Origin of the sequence: Pseudomonas sp. SID14000 (assembly GCF_002165135.1) — a bacterium.
Classification (GTDB): domain Bacteria; phylum Pseudomonadota; class Gammaproteobacteria; order Pseudomonadales; family Pseudomonadaceae; genus Aquipseudomonas.
The window spans coordinates 47930-67828 of the sequence record NZ_NFZQ01000012.1; the positions used below are offsets into that span (position 1 = coordinate 47930).

The 19899-nt window shown below is 63.4% G+C and carries 20 protein-coding genes; 9 read left to right on the forward strand and 11 right to left on the reverse strand.

The window, feature by feature from the left end; all coding sequences use genetic code 11:
* The first annotated feature begins 72 nt into the window (after positions 1 to 72).
* From CAY82_RS18650 to tldD, 3 genes are read left to right on the forward strand one after another with little or no spacing between them, the layout of a single operon-like run.
* Positions 73 to 3906, forward strand: a complete 3834-nt coding sequence (locus CAY82_RS18650) for a YhdP family protein (RefSeq protein WP_087502538.1) — start codon at positions 73 to 75, stop codon at positions 3904 to 3906.
* Between the two features lie 8 nt (positions 3907 to 3914).
* The gene (locus CAY82_RS18655; protein WP_087502539.1) at positions 3915 to 4766 is read left to right on the forward strand and encodes a carbon-nitrogen hydrolase family protein; all 852 of its coding nucleotides are present in this window, start codon (positions 3915 to 3917) and stop codon (positions 4764 to 4766) included.
* A 2-nt stretch (positions 4767 to 4768) separates the two neighbouring features.
* A complete protein-coding gene (tldD, locus tag CAY82_RS18660) occupies positions 4769 to 6208 on the forward strand; it encodes a metalloprotease TldD (protein WP_087502540.1) in 1440 nt (479 codons plus the stop codon).
* Positions 6209 to 6326: 118 nt separating this feature from the next.
* On the opposite strand, the gene yjgA is transcribed toward tldD, so the two are convergent.
* Positions 6327 to 6848 carry a ribosome biogenesis factor YjgA gene (gene yjgA / locus CAY82_RS18665; RefSeq protein ID WP_063911356.1) on the reverse strand — a complete coding sequence of 174 codons (522 nt, stop codon included), beginning with the start codon at positions 6846 to 6848 and terminating at the stop codon, positions 6327 to 6329.
* Between the two features lie 108 nt (positions 6849 to 6956).
* Between yjgA and pmbA the strand changes: the two genes are divergently transcribed.
* The 3 genes from pmbA to CAY82_RS18680 all read left to right on the forward strand — a co-directional run bounded on the left by pmbA (position 6957) and on the right by CAY82_RS18680 (position 10316).
* Positions 6957 to 8303, forward strand: a complete 1347-nt coding sequence (pmbA, locus tag CAY82_RS18670) for a metalloprotease PmbA (protein WP_087502541.1) — start codon at positions 6957 to 6959, stop codon at positions 8301 to 8303.
* A 242-nt stretch (positions 8304 to 8545) separates the two neighbouring features.
* Positions 8546 to 8947, forward strand: coding sequence for a FagA protein (locus CAY82_RS18675; RefSeq protein ID WP_087502542.1), 402 nt, complete (start codon positions 8546 to 8548; stop codon positions 8945 to 8947).
* Positions 8940 to 10316, forward strand: coding sequence for a lyase family protein (locus CAY82_RS18680; RefSeq protein WP_087502543.1), 1377 nt, complete (start codon positions 8940 to 8942; stop codon positions 10314 to 10316). The genes CAY82_RS18675 and CAY82_RS18680 overlap by 8 nt, the downstream gene beginning before the upstream one ends.
* Positions 10317 to 10541: 225 nt before the next feature.
* Here CAY82_RS18680 and CAY82_RS18685 read toward each other — a convergent pair whose 3' ends face one another.
* The 10 genes from CAY82_RS18685 to CAY82_RS18730 form a co-directional block, all read right to left on the reverse strand.
* Complete coding sequence (locus CAY82_RS18685; RefSeq protein ID WP_013971075.1) at positions 10542 to 10814, reverse strand: HPr family phosphocarrier protein; 273 nt, start codon at positions 10812 to 10814, stop codon at positions 10542 to 10544.
* 19 nt (positions 10815 to 10833) lie between these two features.
* Positions 10834 to 11688 carry an RNase adapter RapZ gene (gene rapZ, locus CAY82_RS18690; RefSeq protein ID WP_087502544.1) on the reverse strand — a complete coding sequence of 285 codons (855 nt, stop codon included), beginning with the start codon at positions 11686 to 11688 and terminating at the stop codon, positions 10834 to 10836.
* Positions 11689 to 11690: 2 nt separating this feature from the next.
* A complete protein-coding gene (ptsN, locus tag CAY82_RS18695) occupies positions 11691 to 12155 on the reverse strand; it encodes a PTS IIA-like nitrogen regulatory protein PtsN (RefSeq protein WP_015269060.1) in 465 nt (154 codons plus the stop codon).
* 12 nt (positions 12156 to 12167) lie between these two features.
* Positions 12168 to 12476 (reverse strand): ribosome-associated translation inhibitor RaiA, encoded by a 309-nt coding sequence (gene raiA / locus CAY82_RS18700; protein WP_003255135.1) that lies wholly within the window; start codon positions 12474 to 12476, stop codon positions 12168 to 12170.
* A 79-nt stretch (positions 12477 to 12555) separates the two neighbouring features.
* Positions 12556 to 14049, reverse strand: a complete 1494-nt coding sequence (locus tag CAY82_RS18705; protein ID WP_087502545.1) for an RNA polymerase factor sigma-54 — start codon at positions 14047 to 14049, stop codon at positions 12556 to 12558.
* Between the two features lie 176 nt (positions 14050 to 14225).
* The gene (gene lptB / locus CAY82_RS18710; protein WP_087502546.1) at positions 14226 to 14951 is read right to left on the reverse strand and encodes an LPS export ABC transporter ATP-binding protein; all 726 of its coding nucleotides are present in this window, start codon (positions 14949 to 14951) and stop codon (positions 14226 to 14228) included.
* The gene (gene lptA / locus CAY82_RS18715; protein WP_015269063.1) at positions 14952 to 15476 is read right to left on the reverse strand and encodes a lipopolysaccharide transport periplasmic protein LptA; all 525 of its coding nucleotides are present in this window, start codon (positions 15474 to 15476) and stop codon (positions 14952 to 14954) included.
* Positions 15463 to 16035 (reverse strand): LPS export ABC transporter periplasmic protein LptC, encoded by a 573-nt coding sequence (gene lptC / locus CAY82_RS18720; RefSeq protein WP_087502547.1) that lies wholly within the window; start codon positions 16033 to 16035, stop codon positions 15463 to 15465. Before lptC ends, lptA begins: the two co-directional genes overlap by 14 nt.
* A gap of 8 nt (positions 16036 to 16043) precedes the next feature.
* Positions 16044 to 16568 carry an HAD family hydrolase gene (locus CAY82_RS18725; RefSeq protein WP_087502548.1) on the reverse strand — a complete coding sequence of 175 codons (525 nt, stop codon included), beginning with the start codon at positions 16566 to 16568 and terminating at the stop codon, positions 16044 to 16046.
* A 12-nt stretch (positions 16569 to 16580) separates the two neighbouring features.
* The gene (locus tag CAY82_RS18730) at positions 16581 to 17555 is read right to left on the reverse strand and encodes an SIS domain-containing protein (RefSeq protein ID WP_003257920.1); all 975 of its coding nucleotides are present in this window, start codon (positions 17553 to 17555) and stop codon (positions 16581 to 16583) included.
* Positions 17556 to 17803: 248 nt separating this feature from the next.
* On the opposite strand from CAY82_RS18730, the gene CAY82_RS18735 reads away from it, so the two are divergent.
* Genes CAY82_RS18735 through mlaD form a run of 3 tightly spaced genes read left to right on the forward strand, consistent with a single transcriptional unit; the run spans position 17804 to position 19895 of the window.
* Positions 17804 to 18613 carry an ATP-binding cassette domain-containing protein gene (locus tag CAY82_RS18735; protein ID WP_012270662.1) on the forward strand — a complete coding sequence of 270 codons (810 nt, stop codon included), beginning with the start codon at positions 17804 to 17806 and terminating at the stop codon, positions 18611 to 18613.
* Positions 18613 to 19410 carry a lipid asymmetry maintenance ABC transporter permease subunit MlaE gene (gene mlaE, locus CAY82_RS18740; RefSeq protein ID WP_087502549.1) on the forward strand — a complete coding sequence of 266 codons (798 nt, stop codon included), beginning with the start codon at positions 18613 to 18615 and terminating at the stop codon, positions 19408 to 19410. Before CAY82_RS18735 ends, mlaE begins: the two co-directional genes overlap by 1 nt.
* The gene (gene mlaD, locus CAY82_RS18745; RefSeq protein ID WP_016485045.1) at positions 19410 to 19895 is read left to right on the forward strand and encodes an outer membrane lipid asymmetry maintenance protein MlaD; all 486 of its coding nucleotides are present in this window, start codon (positions 19410 to 19412) and stop codon (positions 19893 to 19895) included. The genes mlaE and mlaD overlap by 1 nt, the downstream gene beginning before the upstream one ends.
* Positions 19896 to 19899 lie beyond the last annotated feature (4 nt).

Below are 19899 nucleotides of genomic sequence, written 5' to 3' on the forward strand. Positions count from 1 at the left end.
AGCGCGCCACGGGTGGACCGGGCTGGCAAAACCGGCACGACGGGCCATCATGGATAAACGACCTGGAGGGCCATGGCCATGGGACGTCTGACCCGCGTTCTTGTCGCCTTGACCCGCTGGGGGCTGGGTGTTTGCGCCTTGCTGGCGGTACTGGTGGCGCTGTATGTCAGCCTCGGCCGTGAACTGGTGCCGTTGGTGGCCGAGTACCGCGCCGATGTAGAAAACAAGGCCGAGCAGGCTTTGGGCCTGCCCGTGCACGTCGGTGGCCTGGAAGGCCGCTGGAGCGGTCTGGCACCGGTGCTGCGGGTGCGCGACCTGCAACTGGGCGAGGGTGCCACGGCCCTGCGCCTGGACGACGTCAAGGTGGTACCCGATCTCTGGGCCAGCCTCACCGCCCGTGAAGTACGCCTGGCGCGCATTCAGTTGGGCGGCCTGCAACTGATCCTGCGCGAGAGCGAGCAGGGCGCCTGGAGCCTCGAAGGCTTGCCGAAGAAGAGCGATGCACCACTCGATCCCGCCGAGCTGCTGCAGCGCTTGCGTCAGCTGGGGTGCATCGATGTGTTCGACAGCCAGGTCACCCTGCACCCGTGGCAGCGTGACCCGTTGACCCTGACTTATGTGAGCGCCGGCCTGCAGGCCGGGGCTTCGCGCCAGGCCCTGGACCTGCGCGCGACCCTGCCCGATGGCCAACCTCTGGCGCTGAACCTGCGTAGTCGTGCGTCGGCCAACACCTGGCGCGATGGTCAGGTCGAAGCCTACCTGAGCCTTCCGCAGAGTGACTGGGCGCGCTGGTTGCCGCCTCGCCTGCTGGGCCAGTGGCATGCCGACGTCTTGAGAGCGGGTGGCGAGTTCTGGGTCGACTGGCGCACGGGGCAGTTGGAGCAGGCCGTGGTACGCCTCAATGCCCCTGAGTTGCAGGGCGCCTATGCCGGGCGCAAGTCGGCCACACTGAACAACCTGGCCTTGGGTGCCTGGTTCCAGCGCCGGGAGCAAGGCTTCGATGTGGTGGTCGATTCGCTGGCCATGGACATTGGCAAGGCCCGTTGGGAGTCGCACCTGCAATTGCAGCAGCGCCCCGGTGAGGACGCTGCCGCGGAAAGCTGGCAAATGCAGGCCGACCGCCTCGACCTCACGCCGTTAACCCCGCTTATCGATGCCCTGGCGCCGTTGCCGGACAAGGTCATGGCCGTGGTCGATGGCCTGAAGGTGACCGGCGCTCTGCGTAATGTGCGCCTTGAGGCCCGGCCCAAGGCCGAGGGTAACCAGCGCCTGCAGTTCGAAGCGAACCTGGATAAAGTCGGTTTCGATGCCTATCACAATGCCCCGGCAGCCGGTAACGTCAGCGGTAGCATCAGCGGCGACCTTGGCCATGGCGAACTGCGCCTTGATACCGATGCGTTCATGCTGCACCTGTACCCGATCTTCGCCAAACCCTGGCACTACCAGAAGGCCAATGCGCGCCTGACCTGGGTCTTGGACAAGGAAGGTTTCACCCTGGTCGCGCCTTATCTCAAGGTGCTCGGCGAGGAGGGCAAGATTGCCGGTGACTTCCTCATTCGCCTGTTGTTCGAAGAGGGCCGCGAGGACTACATGGACCTGCGCGTCGGCCTGACCGAAGGCGATGGCCGCTACACCGCCAAGTACCTGCCCGAGGTGCTCAGCCCCGCCCTCGACGAATGGCTGCGCAGTGCGATCGTCAAAGGCACGGTGGACGAAGGCTACTTCCAGTACCAGGGCTCGCTGAACCATGGTGTCGCGCCGGAAGCCCGCAGTATCAGCCTGTTCTTCAAGGTGCGTGATGCAGCCCTGGACTTCCAGCCGGGCTGGCCGCAGGTACAGCACGTGGATGGCGATGTGCTCATCGAGGACAGCGGTGTGCGTATCAAGGCCCAGCGTGGCGTACTGCTCGATACCAAGGTCAGTGATGTAAGCGTCGATATCCCGCATGTCGACGAGGGCCAGCAAAGCCACCTGTACCTTGATGGTGACTTCGACGGCAGCCTGGGCGATGGCCTGAAGATCCTCAAGGAAGCGCCAATCGGCACCGGCGAGATCTTTGCCGGCTGGGAAGGCGAGGGGCCGCTCAAGGGCAAGGTCAAGCTCGACATTCCGCTGGCCCGCGGGCAGCGGCCGAAAGTGCAGGTGGACTTTGCCACCAACGACGCGCGGCTGAAGGTCGCGCCGCCGAGCCTGGAGCTGAGCCGCCTGAAGGGGGACTTCAGTTTCGATTTCGACAAGGGCCTGAGCGGCAAGGGCATCAGCCTGCAGGCATTCGGCAAGCCGGTGACGGCGCAAATCACTGCCGAAGGCCAGCCAGGGCAGATGCAGACCCGCATCAACGCCAATGGCCAGGTCTCGCTCAAGGCGCTGACCGACTGGCTGCAGTTCAATCAGGCCTTGCCGGCGTCCGGTGACCTGCCGTACCAGTTGCAGGTCAGCCTGGGCAGCCGGGACAACCGCTTGAGCGTCACCTCCAACCTCAAGGGCCTGGCCATCGACCTGCCGGCACCGTTCGGCAAGGCTGCGGCGGACACCCGTGACAGCCGGTTCAGCATGAGTCTGCAAGGCCCGGAACGGCGCTTCGATGCTGCGTACACCGACCTTGCCCGCCTTGCCTACATTGCGCCGGCCGACAAACTCGCCCAGGGGCGTGGCGAGTTGTTACTGGGCACAGGTGACGCCCAGCTACCCGCCGGCCAAGGTCTGCGTGTACGCGGGCGCCTGGAGGCACTGGACCTGGGGCCCTGGCAAGAACAGGCGGCGCGGCTGGCAGGTGGCGACCCGGGGGGCAGTGCGCGGCAGAACCTGCAAGGCGTCGACTTGAGCATCGGCCAACTGAAAGCCTTTGGCATGGACCTGAACCAGGCGGTGGTGCGGCTTGCCCGTGGCGGCGCTGCCTGGGATTTGCGCCTTGATAGCAAGGAGGTCATCGGCAACGCGCGGGTACCGGATGCCAAAGGCGCGCCCATGGTCGTGCGCATGCAGACCTTGCGCCTGCCCGCCGCCAGCGCTGCTGAAAAGCAGGCCGAGGCACAGGCCGAGGAGGGCCCCGACCCGCTGGCGTCATTCGACCCGCGCAAGGTACCGGCGCTGGACCTGAGCATCGACAAGCTCTACCGCGGTGATGACCTGTATGGCAGTGCGTCGCTCAAGCTGCGGCCAACCGCGCGCGGCGTGACAGCCAGCGATATCGACCTCGACTTCAAAGGCCTGCGTATCGATGGTGGCGGTGGCTGGGAAGGCGAACCAGGCAGCACCAGCAGCTGGTACAAAGGGCGCCTGGACGGCAAGAACCTGGCAGATGTGCTCAAGGCCTGGGGCTTTGCCCCGACTGTGACCAGCCGCGATTTCCGCCTGGATGTAGACGGCCGCTGGCCGGGGTCGCCGGCCTCGGTGAGCCTCAAGCGCTTCTCTGGCAGCATGGACGCAGCGCTGCGCACCGGCCAGTTCGTCGAGGTCGAAGGCAGTGCCCAGGCCCTGCGGGTGTTCGGCCTGCTCAACTTCAACTCCATCGGCCGGCGCTTGCGCCTGGACTTCTCCGACCTGTTCGACAAGGGCCTGGCCTACGATCGGGTCAAAGGCTTGCTGGTGGCCAGTGACGGCGTCTACGTGACCCGCGAGCCAATCACCGTGACTGGCCCGTCGAGCAACTTCGAACTCGACGGTACCCTGGACATGGTGCGCGACCGGGTCGATGCCAACTTGCAGGTAAGCCTGCCGGTGACCAACAACCTGCCGCTGGCGGCCCTGATTGTCGGCGCTCCGGCCGTGGGTGGGGCGCTGTTCCTGGTCGATCGGCTGATCGGCGACCGCGTATCACGCTTTGCCAGCGTGCATTACCGTGTCGAAGGGCCGGTGAAAGAGCCTAGAATCACATTTGTGAAACCTTTCGAGAAATCCCGCTAGGAGTGCCCATGAAGGCAGCGGTAATCCAGATGGTCAGCCAGGACGATGTGCTGGCCAACCTGCAGCGCGCCGGTGCCCTGCTGGAGCAGGCTGCGATCGGCGGTGCACGGCTGGCCGTGTTGCCGGAAAACTTCGCCGCCATGGGCCGCAAGGATGCCGCTGCCATCGGTCGCGCCGAAGCGTTGGGCGAAGGGCCGATCCTGCCATGGTTGAAACGTACTGCCCGCGACCTCAGGTTATGGATTGTTGCCGGTACCTTGCCATTGCCACCGGTCGGCCAGCCAGAGGCCAAGGCCCATGCCTGCTCGTTGCTGGTCGACGAACATGGCGAGGTAGCGGCACGCTATGACAAGTTGCACCTGTTCGATGTGGACGTTGCCGACAACCGTGGCCGCTACCGTGAGTCCGACGACTACGCCCACGGCGCCCAGGTGGTGGTGGCCGATACACCGGTGGGGCGGCTGGGGCTGAGCGTGTGTTACGACCTGCGCTTCCCTGAACTGTACAGCGCACTGCGCGCCGCCGGCGCGGAGCTGATCACTGCGCCGGCTGCCTTCACTGCGGTAACGGGGGCGGCGCACTGGGAAGTGCTGGTGCGTGCCCGTGCCATCGAGACCCAGTGCTACCTGCTGGCTGCGGCTCAGGGCGGCACTCACCCAGGGCCACGGGAAACCCATGGCCATGCGGCGATCGTCGACCCTTGGGGGCGCATCGTCGCGGAACAGGCGCGAGGTGAAGCGGTACTGCTTGCCGAGCGCGATATTGATGAACAAGCGTCCATCCGGGCGCGCATGCCGGTGGTATCGCACCGGCGCTTTTTCTCGCAGGGCGCATTGCGGCCTGCGCACACCTCGGAGTGACTATGAGCCAGATGTTATCCACCGTCAGCGAGCAGCTCCTGGCCCCAGGCGGCTTGACCCTGGACAGCCTGCAGAGCGTGCTGGGTGAGTTGGCTGGCCCCGGTATCGATGCCGCCGACCTGTATTTTCAGGGCCAGATCTCGGAAACCTGGGCACTGGAAGACGGCATCGTCAAAGAGGGCAGTTTCAACCTCGACCAAGGCGTGGGCGTGCGTGCCCAGTCCGGTGAAAAGACCGGCTTCGCCTACAGCAACGCGATCAACCTCGAGGCGCTGACCTCGGCAGCCCGAGCAGCACGTTCGATCTCGCGTGCCGGGCAGAATGGCAAGGTGCAGGCTTTCCGCAGCCAGGATGTGACCGCCCTTTATTCGGCAGACAACCCGCTGGATGTGCTCAGCCGTGCCGAGAAGGTCGAGCTGCTCAAGCGTGTTGACGCCGCCACCCGTGCCCTGGACCCGCGTATCCAGCAGGTCAGTGTGAGCATGGCCGGGGTCTGGGAGCGCATCCTGATTGCTGCGGCCGATGGCAGCCTGGCCGCCGACGTGCGTCCGCTGGTGCGCTTCAACGTCAGCGTCATCGTCGAGCAGAACGGCCGCCGCGAGCGTGGCGGGCAGGGCGGTGGCGGGCGTACCGACTACCGCTTCTTCACCGAGGAACGGGTCATGGGCTATGCCCGCGAAGCGCTGCGCCAGGCCCTGGTGAACCTGGAGGCGATCCCGGCGCCGGCCGGCACCCTGCCAGTGGTACTGGGTTCTGGTTGGTCGGGCGTGCTGCTGCACGAGGCTGTCGGCCATGGCCTGGAAGGTGACTTCAACCGCAAGGGCAGTTCGGCGTTCAGCGGCCGCATTGGCGAGAAAGTGGCGTCGAGCCTGTGCACCATCGTCGACGATGGCACCCTCGAAGGCCGCCGTGGTTCGCTGAGCGTGGACGATGAAGGTACCCCGACCGAGTGCACTACGCTGATCGAGAACGGTGTGCTCAAGGGCTACATGCAGGACAAGCTGAACGCGCGCCTGATGGGCATGGCGGTGACTGGCAACGGCCGCCGTGAATCCTACGCGCACCTGCCGATGCCGCGCATGACCAACACCTACATGCGTGCCGGCGCAAGCGACCCGCAGGAAATCATCGCTTCGGTGAAGAAGGGCATCTACTGTGCCAACCTCGGCGGTGGCCAGGTGGACATCACCAGCGGCAAGTTCGTGTTCTCGACCAGTGAGGCCTACCTGATCGAAGACGGCAAGATTACCGCGCCGGTGAAGGGGGCGACCCTGATCGGCAATGGCCCGGAGGCGATGAGCCGGGTGTCGATGGTCGGTAACGACCTGGCGCTGGACAGTGGGGTAGGGACTTGCGGCAAGGACGGGCAGTCGGTGCCGGTCGGGGTCGGGCAGCCGACCTTGAAGCTGGATGCGATTACCGTGGGCGGTACAGGGGCGTGATGGCTTCGGGGACCGCTTTGCGGTCCATTCGCAGCACAAGGCTGCTCCTACAGGGATCGCGTATTTCTGTAGGAGCAGCCTTGTGCTGCGAATGGGCCGCAAAGCGGCCCCAGGGCGATCAGCGCAAGCCGCGCTGCAGCTCGTCCAGGTCGCGGATGTACTTGAACACCTTGCGCGCGGCGGCAGGCGGCTTGTTCCGCGCCTTCTCGTGCTGGGCATGGCGCACCAGCGAGCGCAGCTGCTGGCGGTCGGTGTCGGGGTACTCGTTGACGAAGCGCTCGAGGTCTTCGTCGTTACCGTCGATCAGCCGGTCGCGCCAGCGCTCCAGGTTGTGGAAGCGCTCGTTGTACTGGCGGGTCGAGCTGTCCATCTGTTCGAGCAAGGCGTGGATGGCATCCAGGTCCTGCACGCGCATCAGCTTGCCGACGAACGACATGTGGCGTTTGCGGGCACCATGAGCGGTGTGCTTGCTGGCTTCGGCCAGGGCCTTGCGTAGCTCGTCGGTCAACGGCAGGCGGGCCAGGGTATCGGCCTTGAGCGTGGTAAGGCGCTCGCCGAGTTCGACCAGCGCATGCAACTCGCGCTTGATCTGGGTTTTGCTTTTTTCGCCGTCGAAGGCGTCGTCGTTTGAATCAACCATGGTGGCAGTCCGCTAGAAATCGCCGCCATGATAACCAGTCGGGGGCCGCTTGTCCGGCCCGGTCGTAGAATGACCCTAGCCGAACGCAGAATTTGAGTGGAGAGAACCATGAGTGCAGTCCAGAGCGTAGGTCCCAAGGACCTGCCAGCATTGCAGGAGCAGGTCGAGGCGATCATCGCCGAAGCGCGCCGCCAGGGGGCCAGTGCCTGTGAAGTGGCGGTGTCGCTGGAGCAGGGCCTGTCCACCACGGTACGCCAGCGTGAGGTCGAAACGGTCGAGTTCAACCGCGACCAGGGCTTTGGCATCACCCTCTATGTGGGTCAGCGCAAAGGCTCGGCCAGCACCTCGGCCAGTGGCCCTGAAGCGATCCGCGAAACCGTCGCCGCCGCCTTGGCGATTGCCAAGCATACCTCCGAGGACGAATGTTCCGGCCTGGCCGACGCAGCGCTGATGGCCCGCGAGATCCCGGACCTGGACCTGTACCACGACTGGAACCTCGAGCCCGAGAAGGCCATCGAGATGGCCCTGGCCTGCGAGGCGGCGGCATTCGACGCTGACTCGCGCATCCTCAACGCCGACGGCACCACCCTCAATACCCATCAGGGCTGCCGCGTGTATGGCAACAGCCATGGCTTCATCGGTGGCTATGCCTCGACCCGGCACAGCCTGAGCTGCGTGATGATCGCCGAAGGCGGCGGGCAGATGCAGCGTGACTACTGGTACGACGTGAACCGCCAGGGCAACCTGCTGGCCGACCCTCGTAGCATCGGCGTGCGCGCTGCCCAGCGTGCCGCCAGCCGCCTGGGGGCGCGGCCGGTGCCGACTTGCGAGGTGCCGGTGCTGTTCTCGGCCGAGCTGGCCGGTGGCCTGTTCGGCAGCTTCTTGTCGGCTATTTCCGGTGGCAACCTGTACCGCAAATCCTCGTTCCTGGAGGGGACCATTGGCCAGCGCCTGTTCCCCACCTGGCTGACCCTCGACGAGCGCCCGCACATTCCGCGGGCACTGGGCAGTGCCGCATTCGATGGCGACGGCCTGGCTACCTATGCCAAGCCGTTCGTCGACAAGGGCGAGCTGGTGTCGTACCTGCTGGGTACGTATTCCGGGCGCAAGCTGGGTTTGCCAAGCACGGCCAACGCCGGCGGCGTGCACAACCTGTTCGTCAGCCACGGTGTCGAAGACCAGACTGCGCTGATCCGGCGCATGGGCCGAGGGCTGCTGGTGACTGAGCTGATGGGGCATGGACTGAACATGGTGACCGGGGATTATTCCCGTGGCGCGGCAGGGTTCTGGGTCGAGAATGGCGAGATCCAGCATGCGGTGCAGGAAGTGACCATTGCCGGGAATATGAAGGATATGTTCCAGCAGATTGTCGCGATTGGCAGCGATCTTGAGACCCGCAGCAACATTCACACCGGGTCGGTGCTTATCGAACGGATGACCGTTGCTGGTAGCTGATCTTTAGCCTGTACCGGCCTCTTCGCGGGTGAACCCGCTCCCACAAGTATTGCGCAGTCTTCAGGTGTGGCGCGGTCCCTGTGGGAGCGGGTTTACCCGCGAAGAGGCCGGTGCAGGCTATAGAGAATTTTCAATGAAACCGAAGACCCGGCCCCCACGCCGGGTTTTTGTTTCATCACTTCCCACTTGAAGTGATTCTGTTTATCAATTAATAATGAATATCATTATCCAGTAACCCGGCGATGATGTTCATGAAACCCGTCCTCCGCGAACTGCCCTATCTGGAAAACTGGCGCTGGCTCAGCCGACGCATCCGCTGCGCGCTCGAACCCGACGAGCCGCGCCTGATCGAGCATTACCTGGCCGAAGGGCGATACCTGGTGTGCTGCACCGAGACCTCTCCATGGACGGTGGCGCTGACTTCCTTTCGCCTGCTGCTGGATACCGCCTGCGACCGCATGCTGCCCTGGCATTGGCGCTGCCTGTGCCTGGACCAGGCCTGGCGCCCGCTGCTGGACCTGCGCAACCTCGACCGCGAGGCACAGAACCAGCGCTGGCAGCCCTACGCCCAGCAGTTGGCCAATTGCTGCCTGCTGCCGTCGATTTCTCCCGATGAACTGATGCAAGGATTTGATGATGAGTGATACCCGTATCGAGCGTGACAGCATGGGCGAACTGCAGGTGCCGACCCAGGCCCTGTATGGTGCCCAGACCCAGCGCGCGGTCGACAACTTCCCGATCAGCGGCCAACGCATGCCGGCCCAGTTCATTCGTGCGCTGCTGCTGGCCAAGGCTGCCGCGGCCAAGGCCAACGTCGAACTGGAGCAGTTGTCGGCCGCGCAGGGCCAGGCCATCGTCACGGCAGTCGAGCAACTGCTGGCTGAAGATTTCATTCAGCATTTTCCGGTGGATGTGTTCCAGACCGGTTCCGGCACCAGCTCGAACATGAACGCCAACGAGGTGATCGCCACGCTGGCCAGCCGCGTGCTGGGTGAGGCCGTCAACGCCAACGACCACGTCAACTGCGGCCAGAGCAGCAACGATATCATCCCGACCACCATCCACGTCAGCGCCGCTCTGGCTCTGCGTGAGCAACTACTGCCAGCCTTGGCGCACCTGGTGCAGGTGATCGAGGCCAAGTCGGCACAGGTGCATCAATATGTGAAGACCGGCCGTACCCATCTGATGGACGCCATGCCAGTGCGCATGAGCCAGGTGCTCGACGGCTGGGCGGCGCAGATCAATGGCGCCAAGGTACACATCGAAGCGACCCTGCCAAGCCTGCAGGCCCTGGCCCAGGGTGGCACCGCCGTGGGCACCGGCATCAACGCCCACCCACAGTTTGCCATCGGCTTCGCCCACCAGCTCAGCGGCCTGACCCAGGTCGAGTTCACCCCGGGGCAGAACCTGTTCGCCCTGATCGGCTCGCAGGATACCGCCGTGGCCCTGTCCGGCCAGCTCAAGACTACCGCCGTGGCGCTGATGAAGATCGCCAACGACCTGCGCTGGATGAACTCCGGCCCGCTGGCCGGGCTGGGTGAAATCGAGCTGCAAGGGCTGCAGCCGGGCTCTTCGATCATGCCAGGCAAGGTCAACCCGGTGATTCCGGAGGCCACCGCCATGGTCGCCGCCCAAGTGATCGGCAACGACGCCACCATCGCCATCGCCGGCCAGTCCGGCAACTTCGAGCTGAACGTGATGCTGCCGGTGATCGCCCGCAACCTGCTGGAGAGCATCGAACTGATGGCCAACGTCAGCCGTCTGCTGGCCGACAAGGCCATCGCCAGCTTCAAGGTCAACGAAAGCAAACTCAAGGAAGCCCTGGCGCGTAACCCGATCCTGGTCACCGCGCTGAACCCGATCATCGGCTACCTCAAGGCCGCCGAAATCGCCAAGACCGCCTACAAGCAGGGCCGCCCGATCATCGACGTGGCGCTGGAGCACACCGACCTGTCGCGCGACCAGCTGGAAGCGCTGCTGGACCCGGAAAAACTCACCGCCGGTGGTATCTGACCGGAGTCACGGCCCAACGTCAGCGGTGTCCGCGTTGGTCATCGCCCAACCCATGCCTCTCATAGAACAACACATAAATCATTGATTCAGCAGGGCTCTGTGGGAGCGGACCGCTTGCGAATTCAGTTCTCTACGCGACAGCGCAGGCCAAAGGATTGGGCAATCTCCCACAGGCGTTCTGCGCTAAAATGCTGTTCCCACACGGACCGTGCGGGCCAGCCAAATTTATTCGCCTTCGTCGAAATAATTGTTGATCAGCTCGACCAGCGCTGCCATGGCATCGTCGTCCTGCTCACCTTCGGTATGCAGGTGTACCTGGGTGCCTTTGCCGGCCGCCAGCATCATCACCGCCATGATGCTCTTGCCATCCACCAGCTTGTCCGGCGCACGGCCAACCCTGACCTGGCAGGGGAAGCGACCGGCGACGCCAACGAACTTGGCTGCCGCCCGGGCATGCAGACCCAGCTTGTTGATGATGGTTATTTCACGGGCGGGCATCGTGGGGTGGATCCTTGGGCTAGAGGTCGCGGTGGCGGACCTGGACGTTTTTCAGGGATTGCTGCAGCAACTGGCCAAGGCGTTCGGTGATATACACCGAGCGGTGGTGGCCGCCGGTGCAGCCAATGGCAATGGTGACGTAGGCACGGTTGCTGGCGGCGAAGCGAGGCAGCCACTTGAGCAGGTAGCTGGAAATGTCGTTGAACATCTCTTCGACATCCGGCTGTGCGGCCAGGTAGTCGATCACTGGTTGGTCGAGGCCGGAGTGCTCACGCAGTTCGGGCTTCCAGTAGGGATTGGGCAGGCAGCGCACATCGAACACCAGGTCGGCATCGACCGGCATTCCGCGCTTGAAGCCGAACGACTCGACCAGGAACGCGGTGCCAGGCTCGGGCTGGTTGAGCAGGCGCAGTTTGATCGAATCACGCAGCTGGTAAAGGTTCAGGCTGGTGGTGTCGATCTTCAGGTCGGCCAGGTCCGCAATCGGCCCCAGCAATTCGCTTTCCACACGAATCGCTTCCGCGAGCGAGCGGTTGGCGTTGGTCAACGGGTGACGCCGGCGGGTTTCCGAGAAGCGCTTGAGCAGCATGTCTTCGTCAGCATCCAGATACAGCACGTCGCACTGGATATGCCGGGCACGGGCTTCTTCGAGCAGCTCGGGGAAGCGTGTCAGGTGGCTGGGCAGGTTGCGCGCGTCGATCGACACGGCGACCTTGGGTTGCTGCAAGTCGGTGTTGATCAGCGCATTTTCCGCCAGCTGCGGCAGCAGCCCGGCGGGCAGGTTGTCAATGCAGTAGAAACCGTTGTCTTCCAGGACATCGAGGGCGGTGCTCTTGCCGGAGCCGGACCGGCCGCTGACGATGATCAGGCGCATGTTCAGTGCTCGTTCTGTACGTCCAGGACAACCTGGAACAGGGCCTCGCTGCTGGTGGCCGCACGCAGGCGATCACGGACCTCCTTGCGATCGAGCATGCTGGCAATCTGGCGCAGCAGTTCCAGATGGGCATCGGTGGCGGCTTCTGGCACCAGCAGGACGAACAGCAGGTCCACCGGCGCGCCATCGATGGCGTCGTAGTCGATAGGGGCTTCCAGGTGCAGTAGGGCGCTGACCGGAGCGGAACATCCTTCAAGCCGGCAGTGCGGGATGGCGATGCCATTGCCGAAACCGGTCGAACCGAGTTTTTCCCGGGCGACCAGTTTTTCGAAGACATCCTGCATCTCCAGTTCTGGCACTTGTTCGGCGATGACGGTGGCGACCTTTTCCAGGGCGCGCTTCTTGCTGCCGCCCGGCACGTTCACAAGGGAACGGCCGGGGGTCAGGATGGTTTCAAGTCGGATCATGGATGAGGGGGATCAGCGGGCAGCTGCACCTTGCAGCAGGCTTTGCTGTTTTTCCTTGTGTTTTTTCAGTTGGCGGTCGAGCTTGTCGGCCAAGGCATCGATCGCTGCATACATGTCTTCGTGTTCGGCGTTGGCAACCACTTCGCCGCCGGGAATCTGCAAGGTCGCCTCGACCTTCTGCTGCAGCTTCTCGACTTTCATGATGACCTGCACGTTGGTGATCTTGTCGAAGTGACTTTCCACGCGAGCGAGCTTTTCAAGCACATAATCGCGCAGTGGCTGGGTGACTTCTACATGCTGTCCACTGATATTGACTTGCATACAGCTTCTCCTTTGTTGCCCGTGCATAAAGAGGCAGGTCTTGCACCTGCCCCACAAACGCTGTGGTACATCTCAGGGGCTACATCAGTCGCTTGCGCTCGCTCGACGGTGCGATGCCGAGGGACTCGCGGTACTTGGCGACGGTGCGACGGGCTACCTGGATGCCTTGTGCCTCCAGTAAACCAGCGATCTTGCTGTCACTCAATGGCTTTTTCTGATTTTCCGCAGCCACCAGTTTCTTGATGATCGCGCGGATCGCCGTGGACGAGCATTCTCCGCCTTCGGAGGTGCTGACGTGGCTTGAGAAAAAGTATTTCAGTTCGTAGATGCCACGCGGTGTGTGCATGTATTTCTGCGTGGTAACCCGCGAAATGGTCGACTCGTGCATGCCCACCGCTTCGGCGATGTCATGCAACACCAGCGGTTTCATCGCTTCGTCGCCGTGGTCGAGGAAGCCGCGCTGGTGCTCGACGATCTGCGTGGCCACCTTCATCAGGGTTTCGTTGCGGCTTTGCAGGCTCTTGATGAACCAGCGCGCTTCCTGCAACTGGTTGCGCATGAAGGTGTTATCGGCGCTGGTGTCGGCCCGGCGCACAAACCCGGCGTACTGAGGGTTGACGCGCAGGCGCGGGATGGCCTCCTGGTTCAGTTCCACCAGCCAGCGGTCGCTGTCCTTGCGCACGATGACGTCGGGCACCACGTACTCAGGTTCGCTGGACTCGATCTGTGAGCCGGGGCGCGGGTTGAGGCTTTGTACCAGCTCGATGACCTGGCGCAGCTCGTCTTCCTTGATTTTCATGCGACGCATCAGCTGGCTGTAGTCACGGCTGCCGAGCAGGTCGATGAAATCGGTGACCAGACGCTTGGCTTCAGTCATCCATGGGGTGCTGGCGGGCAGCTGGCGCAGTTGCAGCAACAGGCATTCGCCCAAGGTGCGGGCGGCAACGCCGGCTGGCTCGAACTGCTGGATGCGGTGCAGCACCGCTTCGACTTCGTCCAGCTCGATATCCAGCTCCGGGTCGAAGCCGGCGCAGATTTCCTCGAGGGTGTCTTCCAGGTAGCCCTGGCCGTTGATGCTGTCGATCAGGGTGACGGCGATCAGGCGGTCGGTGTCGGACATCGGCGCCAGGTTCAGTTGCCACAGCAGGTGGCTCTGCAGGCTTTCGCCGGCTGATGTGCGGGTGGTGAAGTCCCACTCGTCGTCGTCGTTGCTCGGCAGGCTGCTGGCGCTGGTCTGGTAGATGTCCTCCCAGGCGGTGTCGACCGGCAGCTCGTTGGGGATGCGCTCGCTCCACTCACCGTCTTCCAGCGTGTCGGCACTGGTGGCGCTTTCCTGGAAGCTGTTGTCCTGGACTTCGGCGGCCGGCTTGTTCTCGGCGTTGTCCGCCATCGGGTCGCTGTTGTCGAAGTCGTCGCCGTCTTCCTGACGTTCGAGCATCGGGTTCGACTCCAGCGCTTCCTGGATTTCCTGTTGGAGGTCCAGGGTGGAGAGCTGGAGCAGGCGGATGGCCTGTTGCAACTGCGGTGTCATCGTCAGTTGCTGGCCCATTTTTAGGACGAGCGATGGTTTCATGGCTGGGGCTTAATACCTTGTTCGCCGGCGCGCATGCGCCATCCACTACACGAGGGCGCCGGGGCGCCAGATCAAGCAAGTTTTATGCCTTAAATTGTAGCGTTTGCCTAGAGCACCGTAACAACTTTACCCCTGGTTTCGGGGCAATTTGCTAGTACTCCAGGCGCATGCCGGGCTCAGAGCCGGAACTCGTGGCCCAGGTAAACCTCTTTGACCAGGTCGTTGGCCAGGATGGTTTCGGCGTCGCCCTCGGCGATCAGCCGGCCATCATTGACGATATAGGCGGTTTCGCAGATATCCAGGGTCTCACGCACGTTGTGGTCGGTGATCAGCACGCCGATGCCCTTGGCCTTGAGGTGATGGATGATCTGCTTGATGTCGCCGACCGAAATCGGGTCGACACCGGCGAACGGTTCGTCCAGCAGGATGAACTTGGGCGCGGTCGCCAGCGCTCGGGCAATTTCCACGCGACGGCGCTCACCACCGGACAGGCTCATGCCGAGGTTGTCGCGGATGTGGCTGATGTGGAACTCCTGCAGCAGGCCTTCCAGTTCTTTGCGCCGGCCTTCGCGGTCGAGGTCCTTGCGGGTCTCGAGGATGGCCATGATGTTGTCGGCCACCGACAGTTTGCGGAAGATCGAGGCTTCCTGTGGCAGGTAGCCGATACCGGCGCGGGCGCGCCCGTGCATGGGTTGGTGGCTGACATCGAGGTTGTCGATCAGCACGCGCCCCTGCTCGGCCTGGACCAGGCCGACGATCATGTAGAAGCAAGTGGTCTTGCCGGCGCCGTTGGGGCCGAGCAGGCCGACGATCTGGCCGCTGTCGATCGACAGGCTGACGTCACGTACGACTTGCCGCCCCTTGTAGCTCTTGGCCAGGTGCTGGGCTTTGAGGGTTGCCATTTACTCGGCCTTCTTCTTGGGCTGGATCACCATGTCGATACGCTGACGCGGCGAGGTCACGTTGCCACCACGACCGGCGGTCGCCACCTGGGTCTGGGTGTTGTAGACGATCTTCTCGCCTTCGGTGGTGTTGCCTTCGTTCTCGACCTTGGCGCGGTCGGTGAGGATCACCATGTCCTTCTGCGACTGGTACTGGATGGTCACCGCCCAGCCTTTCATCTTGTCCGGCTTGGCTGCGCTCTGCTGCTGCTCGAAGTAGGCCAGGTTGCCCACCGAGGTCACCACGTCGATGTCGCCGGAGGCGGAGCGGGTGATGGTCACGGTGTTGCCTTTGATCATCATCGAACCCTGGGTGATGATCACGTCGCCGGTGTAGGTGGCCACGCCCTGCTTGTCGTCCAGGTGGGCGTTGTCGGCCTGGATGCGGATAGGCTGGTCACGGTCATTCGGCAGGGCGAGGGCGCTCGCGCTTCCCAGTGCTGCGCTCAGGCTGAGCAAAAGGGGGAGGGTTTTAACGAGCCTCATACTGTCCTCTTACGTTAGAGAGCAAGTCCATCTTGCCTTCTTTCAAATACGCTTTCATTCCTTTGCCCGTAGTTGTGCCACCGGCGCCGTCGATTCTAACGGCTTGCTCGGTCTGCGCATATTGCTTCTGCGGGAACACGGTCATGCGTGAGCTGGTAATGATGGTTTCACGCTGTTTTTCGTCGGTGCGGGCTACCCGGACCTTGTCGATCAGTTCGACCTCGCTGCCGTCCGGGTTGACTTCGGCGCGGGTGCTCTGCACGTGCCATGGGTATTCGGTGCCCCGGTACAGGTGCAGGTCCGGCGTGGTCAGCAGGGTGATTTCGCTGGCCTTGAGGTGCTCGACCTTGTCGGCGGTCATTTCGTACTGCAGCTTGCCGTCGGGCAGAAACTGCACGCTGTGGGCGTTGATCGCGTAGTAGTCGATGGCGCTCTCGTCGACCTGGGCCACCGGCTTGTCGAGGAAGCTTTCCGGGCTGACATTCCAGTAGCCGATCGCCACCAGCAGGGCGGCGATCACCGCGAGCAGCGCAATGTTGCGGGCTTTCTTGCTGAACATGGGCAGCCTTACAGGTAGTTTGCGTTGGCAGCGTCCAGGGTGCCCTGGGCCTGCATGATCAGTTCGCAGAATTCACGGGCCGCGCCTTCGCCGCCACGTGCCTGGGTCACGCCATGTGCGTGCTGGCGAACGAACGGCGCGGCGTTGGCCACTGCCATGCCCAGGGCGACCCGTCGAATCACCGGCAGGTCGGGCAGGTCGTCGCCCAGGTAGGCCACTTGAGCATAGCTCAGGCCCAGTTCGGCGAGCAGGCCGTCCAGCACCACCAGTTTGTCCTCGCGGCCCTGGTAAAGGTGCGGGATGCCGAGGTTCCTGGCCCGGCGTTCGACTACCGGGGTCTTGCGTCCGCTGATGATCGCGGTGGTCACGCCCGAAGCCATCAGCATCTTGATGCCCTGGCCGTCGAGGGTGTTGAAGGTCTTGAACTCGCTGCCGTCCTCGAGGAAGTACAGGCGCCCATCGGTGAGCACGCCGTCCACGTCGAACACCGCCAGCTTGATGTGCTTGCCGCGTTGCATGAGGTCCTGGTTCATTCCGTCGCTCCTTTACATTACGCCGGCGCGCAGCAGGTCGTGCATGTTCAGGGCGCCGGTCGGGCGGTCCTCGCGGTCCACCACCACCAGGGCGCCGATCTTGTGGTCCTCCATGATCTTCAGGGCCTCGGCGGCGAGCATTTCGGCGCGTGCCGTCTTGCCGTGCACGGTCATGACCTGGTCGATCAGGGTGGTGTGGACGTCGATGTTGCGGTCCAGGCTGCGGCGCAGATCGCCGTCGGTGAAGATCCCGGCCAGCTTGCCGTCGGCTTCGACGATCACGGTCATGCCCAGGCCTTTGCGGGACATTTCAAGGAGTGCGTCCTTGAGCAGGGTGCCGCGGGGGACCTGAGGCAGTTCATCGCCAGCGTGCATCACGTTCTCCACCTTGAGCAGCAGGCGGCGGCCCAGCGCGCCACCCGGGTGCGAGAAGGCAAAGTCCTCGGCGGTGAAGCCGCGGGCTTCGAGCAGGGCGATGGCCAGCGCGTCGCCCAGTACCAGCGACGCGGTGGTGGAGGAGGTGGGGGCCAGGTTCAGCGGGCAGGCCTCTTGCTCGACACGGGCGTCGAGGTTGACCTCGGCAGCCTGGGCCAGGGGCGAGTCCGGGTTGCCGGTCAGGCTGATCAGCTTGATGCCCAGGCGCTTGATCAGTGGCAGCAGGGTGACGATTTCGGCGGTGCTGCCGGAATTCGACAGGGCAAGGATGACATCATCGCGGGTGATCATGCCCATGTCGCCGTGGCTGGCTTCGGCCGGGTGCACGAAAAACGCCGGTGTGCCGGTGCTGGCCAGGGTGGCGGCGATCTTGTTGCCGATATGCCCGGACTTGCCCATGCCGACCACGACGACCCGGCCCTTGCTGGCCAGGATCAGTTCGCAGGCCTTGACGAAATTGTCGTCGATGCGCGCCAGCAGGGCCTCTACGGCCTCGAGTTCCAGGCGCAGGGTGCGTTGGGCGGATTGGATCAGCTCGCTGGATTGGCTCATGTCGAAAAAGCAATGCCTGATGAAAAGGCGGCGATTATAGCTGCAATGAACGAAACCCTCACGCTTTCGATTGCCGTGGTGAATGTCTCGCCAGCCTGTCGCAGGGCTGAACGGCTCGTTAGCCGACCTTGGGGCGGCGCCGTCAGCGGTGCTATAGTTCGCCGCTATTCGGCCTGCCAGGGGCGCTTGTGCCTTCCAGATGGAGGCCGGCGTCCACTAGGACGAGGCTGCACTAGCAAGGAGTCTAGATGAGTGTGGATAGCGCCTACGCGGTCGAGTTGAAGGGGGTTACCTTCAAACGCGGTTCGCGCAGCATTTTCAGCAACGTCGACATTCGCATCCCGCGCGGCAAGGTCACCGGTATCATGGGGCCATCGGGTTGCGGCAAGACCACGTTGCTCCGCCTGATGGGCGCGCAGTTGCGCCCTTCCAGCGGTGAGGTCTGGGTTGCCGGGCAAAATCTGCCGACGCTGTCGCGCAGCGATCTGTTCGACGCCCGCAAGCAAATGGGGGTGCTGTTCCAGAGCGGCGCGCTGTTCACTGACCTCGACGTGTTCGAGAACGTCGCGTTCCCGCTACGTGTGCACACCCAGCTGTCGGACGAAATGATCCGCGATATCGTGCTGATGAAGCTCCAGGCCGTGGGCCTGCGCGGTGCCATCGACCTGATGCCCGACGAGTTGTCCGGAGGCATGAAACGCCGTGTGGCGCTGGCCCGGGCGATTGCCCTGGACCCGCAGATCCTCATGTACGACGAACCGTTCGTCGGCCAGGACCCGATCGCCATGGGCGTATTGGTGCGCCTGATCCGCCTGTTGAACGATGCCCTGGGTATCACCAGCATCGTCGTTTCCCACGACCTGGCGGAAACCGCCAGCATCGCCGACTACATCTATGTGGTGGGTGACGGCCAGGTGCTGGGCCAGGGGACGCCTGACGAGCTGATGGGCTCGGACAACCCGCGCATTCGCCAGTTCATGAAGGGCGATCCGGATGGCCCGGTACCTTTCCACTTTCCTGCGCCTGACTACCGCGCCGACCTGCTGGGGGCGCGTTGATGCGCAGAAAATCCTTACTCGAACGTGTCCGCCTGCTGGGTCGCTCGGCGATCGACGTGCTGGCGGTGCTGGGGCGCTCCTGCCTGTTCCTGTTCCATGCGCTGATCGGTCGTGGCGGCATCGGTGGCGGCTTCCAGCTGCTGACCAGGCAGCTGTATTCGGTGGGCGTGCTGTCGCTGGCGATCATCGTCGTGTCCGGGGTGTTCATCGGCATGGTGCTGGCGCTGCAGGGCTTCAGCATCCTGACCAAGTACGGCTCGGAGCAGGCGGTGGGGCAGATGGTCGCCCTGACTTTGCTGCGTGAACTCGGCCCGGTGGTGACGGCGTTGCTGTTCGCCGGCCGTGCCGGTTCGGCGCTGACTGCCGAAATCGGCAACATGAAGTCCACCGAGCAGTTGTCGAGCCTTGAAATGATCGGCGTCGACCCGCTCAAGTACATCGTCGCGCCGCGTCTGTGGGCCGGTTTCATCTCGCTGCCCTTGCTGGCGCTGATTTTCAGCGTGGTCGGCATCTGGGGTGGCTCGTGGGTGGCGGTGGACTGGCTGGGCGTCTACGAGGGCTCGTTCTGGGCCAACATGCAGAACAGTGTTTCGTTCACTGACGACGTGCTCAACGGGCTGATCAAGAGCCTGGTATTCGCCTTCGTCACGACCTGGATCGCCGTATTCCAGGGGTACGACTGTGAGCCCACCTCAGAAGGGATCAGCCGTGCCACCACCAAGACCGTGGTCTATGCCTCGTTGGCAGTGCTGGGTCTGGACTTTATTCTGACCGCCTTGATGTTTGGAGATTTCTGATGCAAAACCGCACCCTGGAAATCGGTGTCGGCCTGTTCCTCCTGGCCGGGATCCTGGCGCTGCTGCTGCTCGCCCTGCGTGTCAGCGGGCTGTCGGCAAGCCCGAGCAGTGATACTTATAAAGTTTATGCCTACTTCGACAATATCGCCGGTTTGACGGTCAGAGCTAAAGTGACCATGGCCGGTGTGACCATCGGCAAGGTTACCGCCATCGATCTGGACCGTGATTCCTACACCGGTCGGGTGACGCTGCAGTTGGACAAGTCGGTGGACAACCTGCCGACCGACTCCACTGCTTCGATCCTGACCGCCGGGTTGCTTGGCGAGAAGTACATCGGCATCAGCGTGGGCGGTGAAGACCAGGTGCTCAAGGACGGCGCGACCATCCACGACACCCAATCGGCCCTGGTGCTGGAAGATCTGATTGGCAAGTTCCTGCTCAACTCCGTTGGCAAGGAACCGAAAGAAGCGCAACCGGCTAATTAAGGAG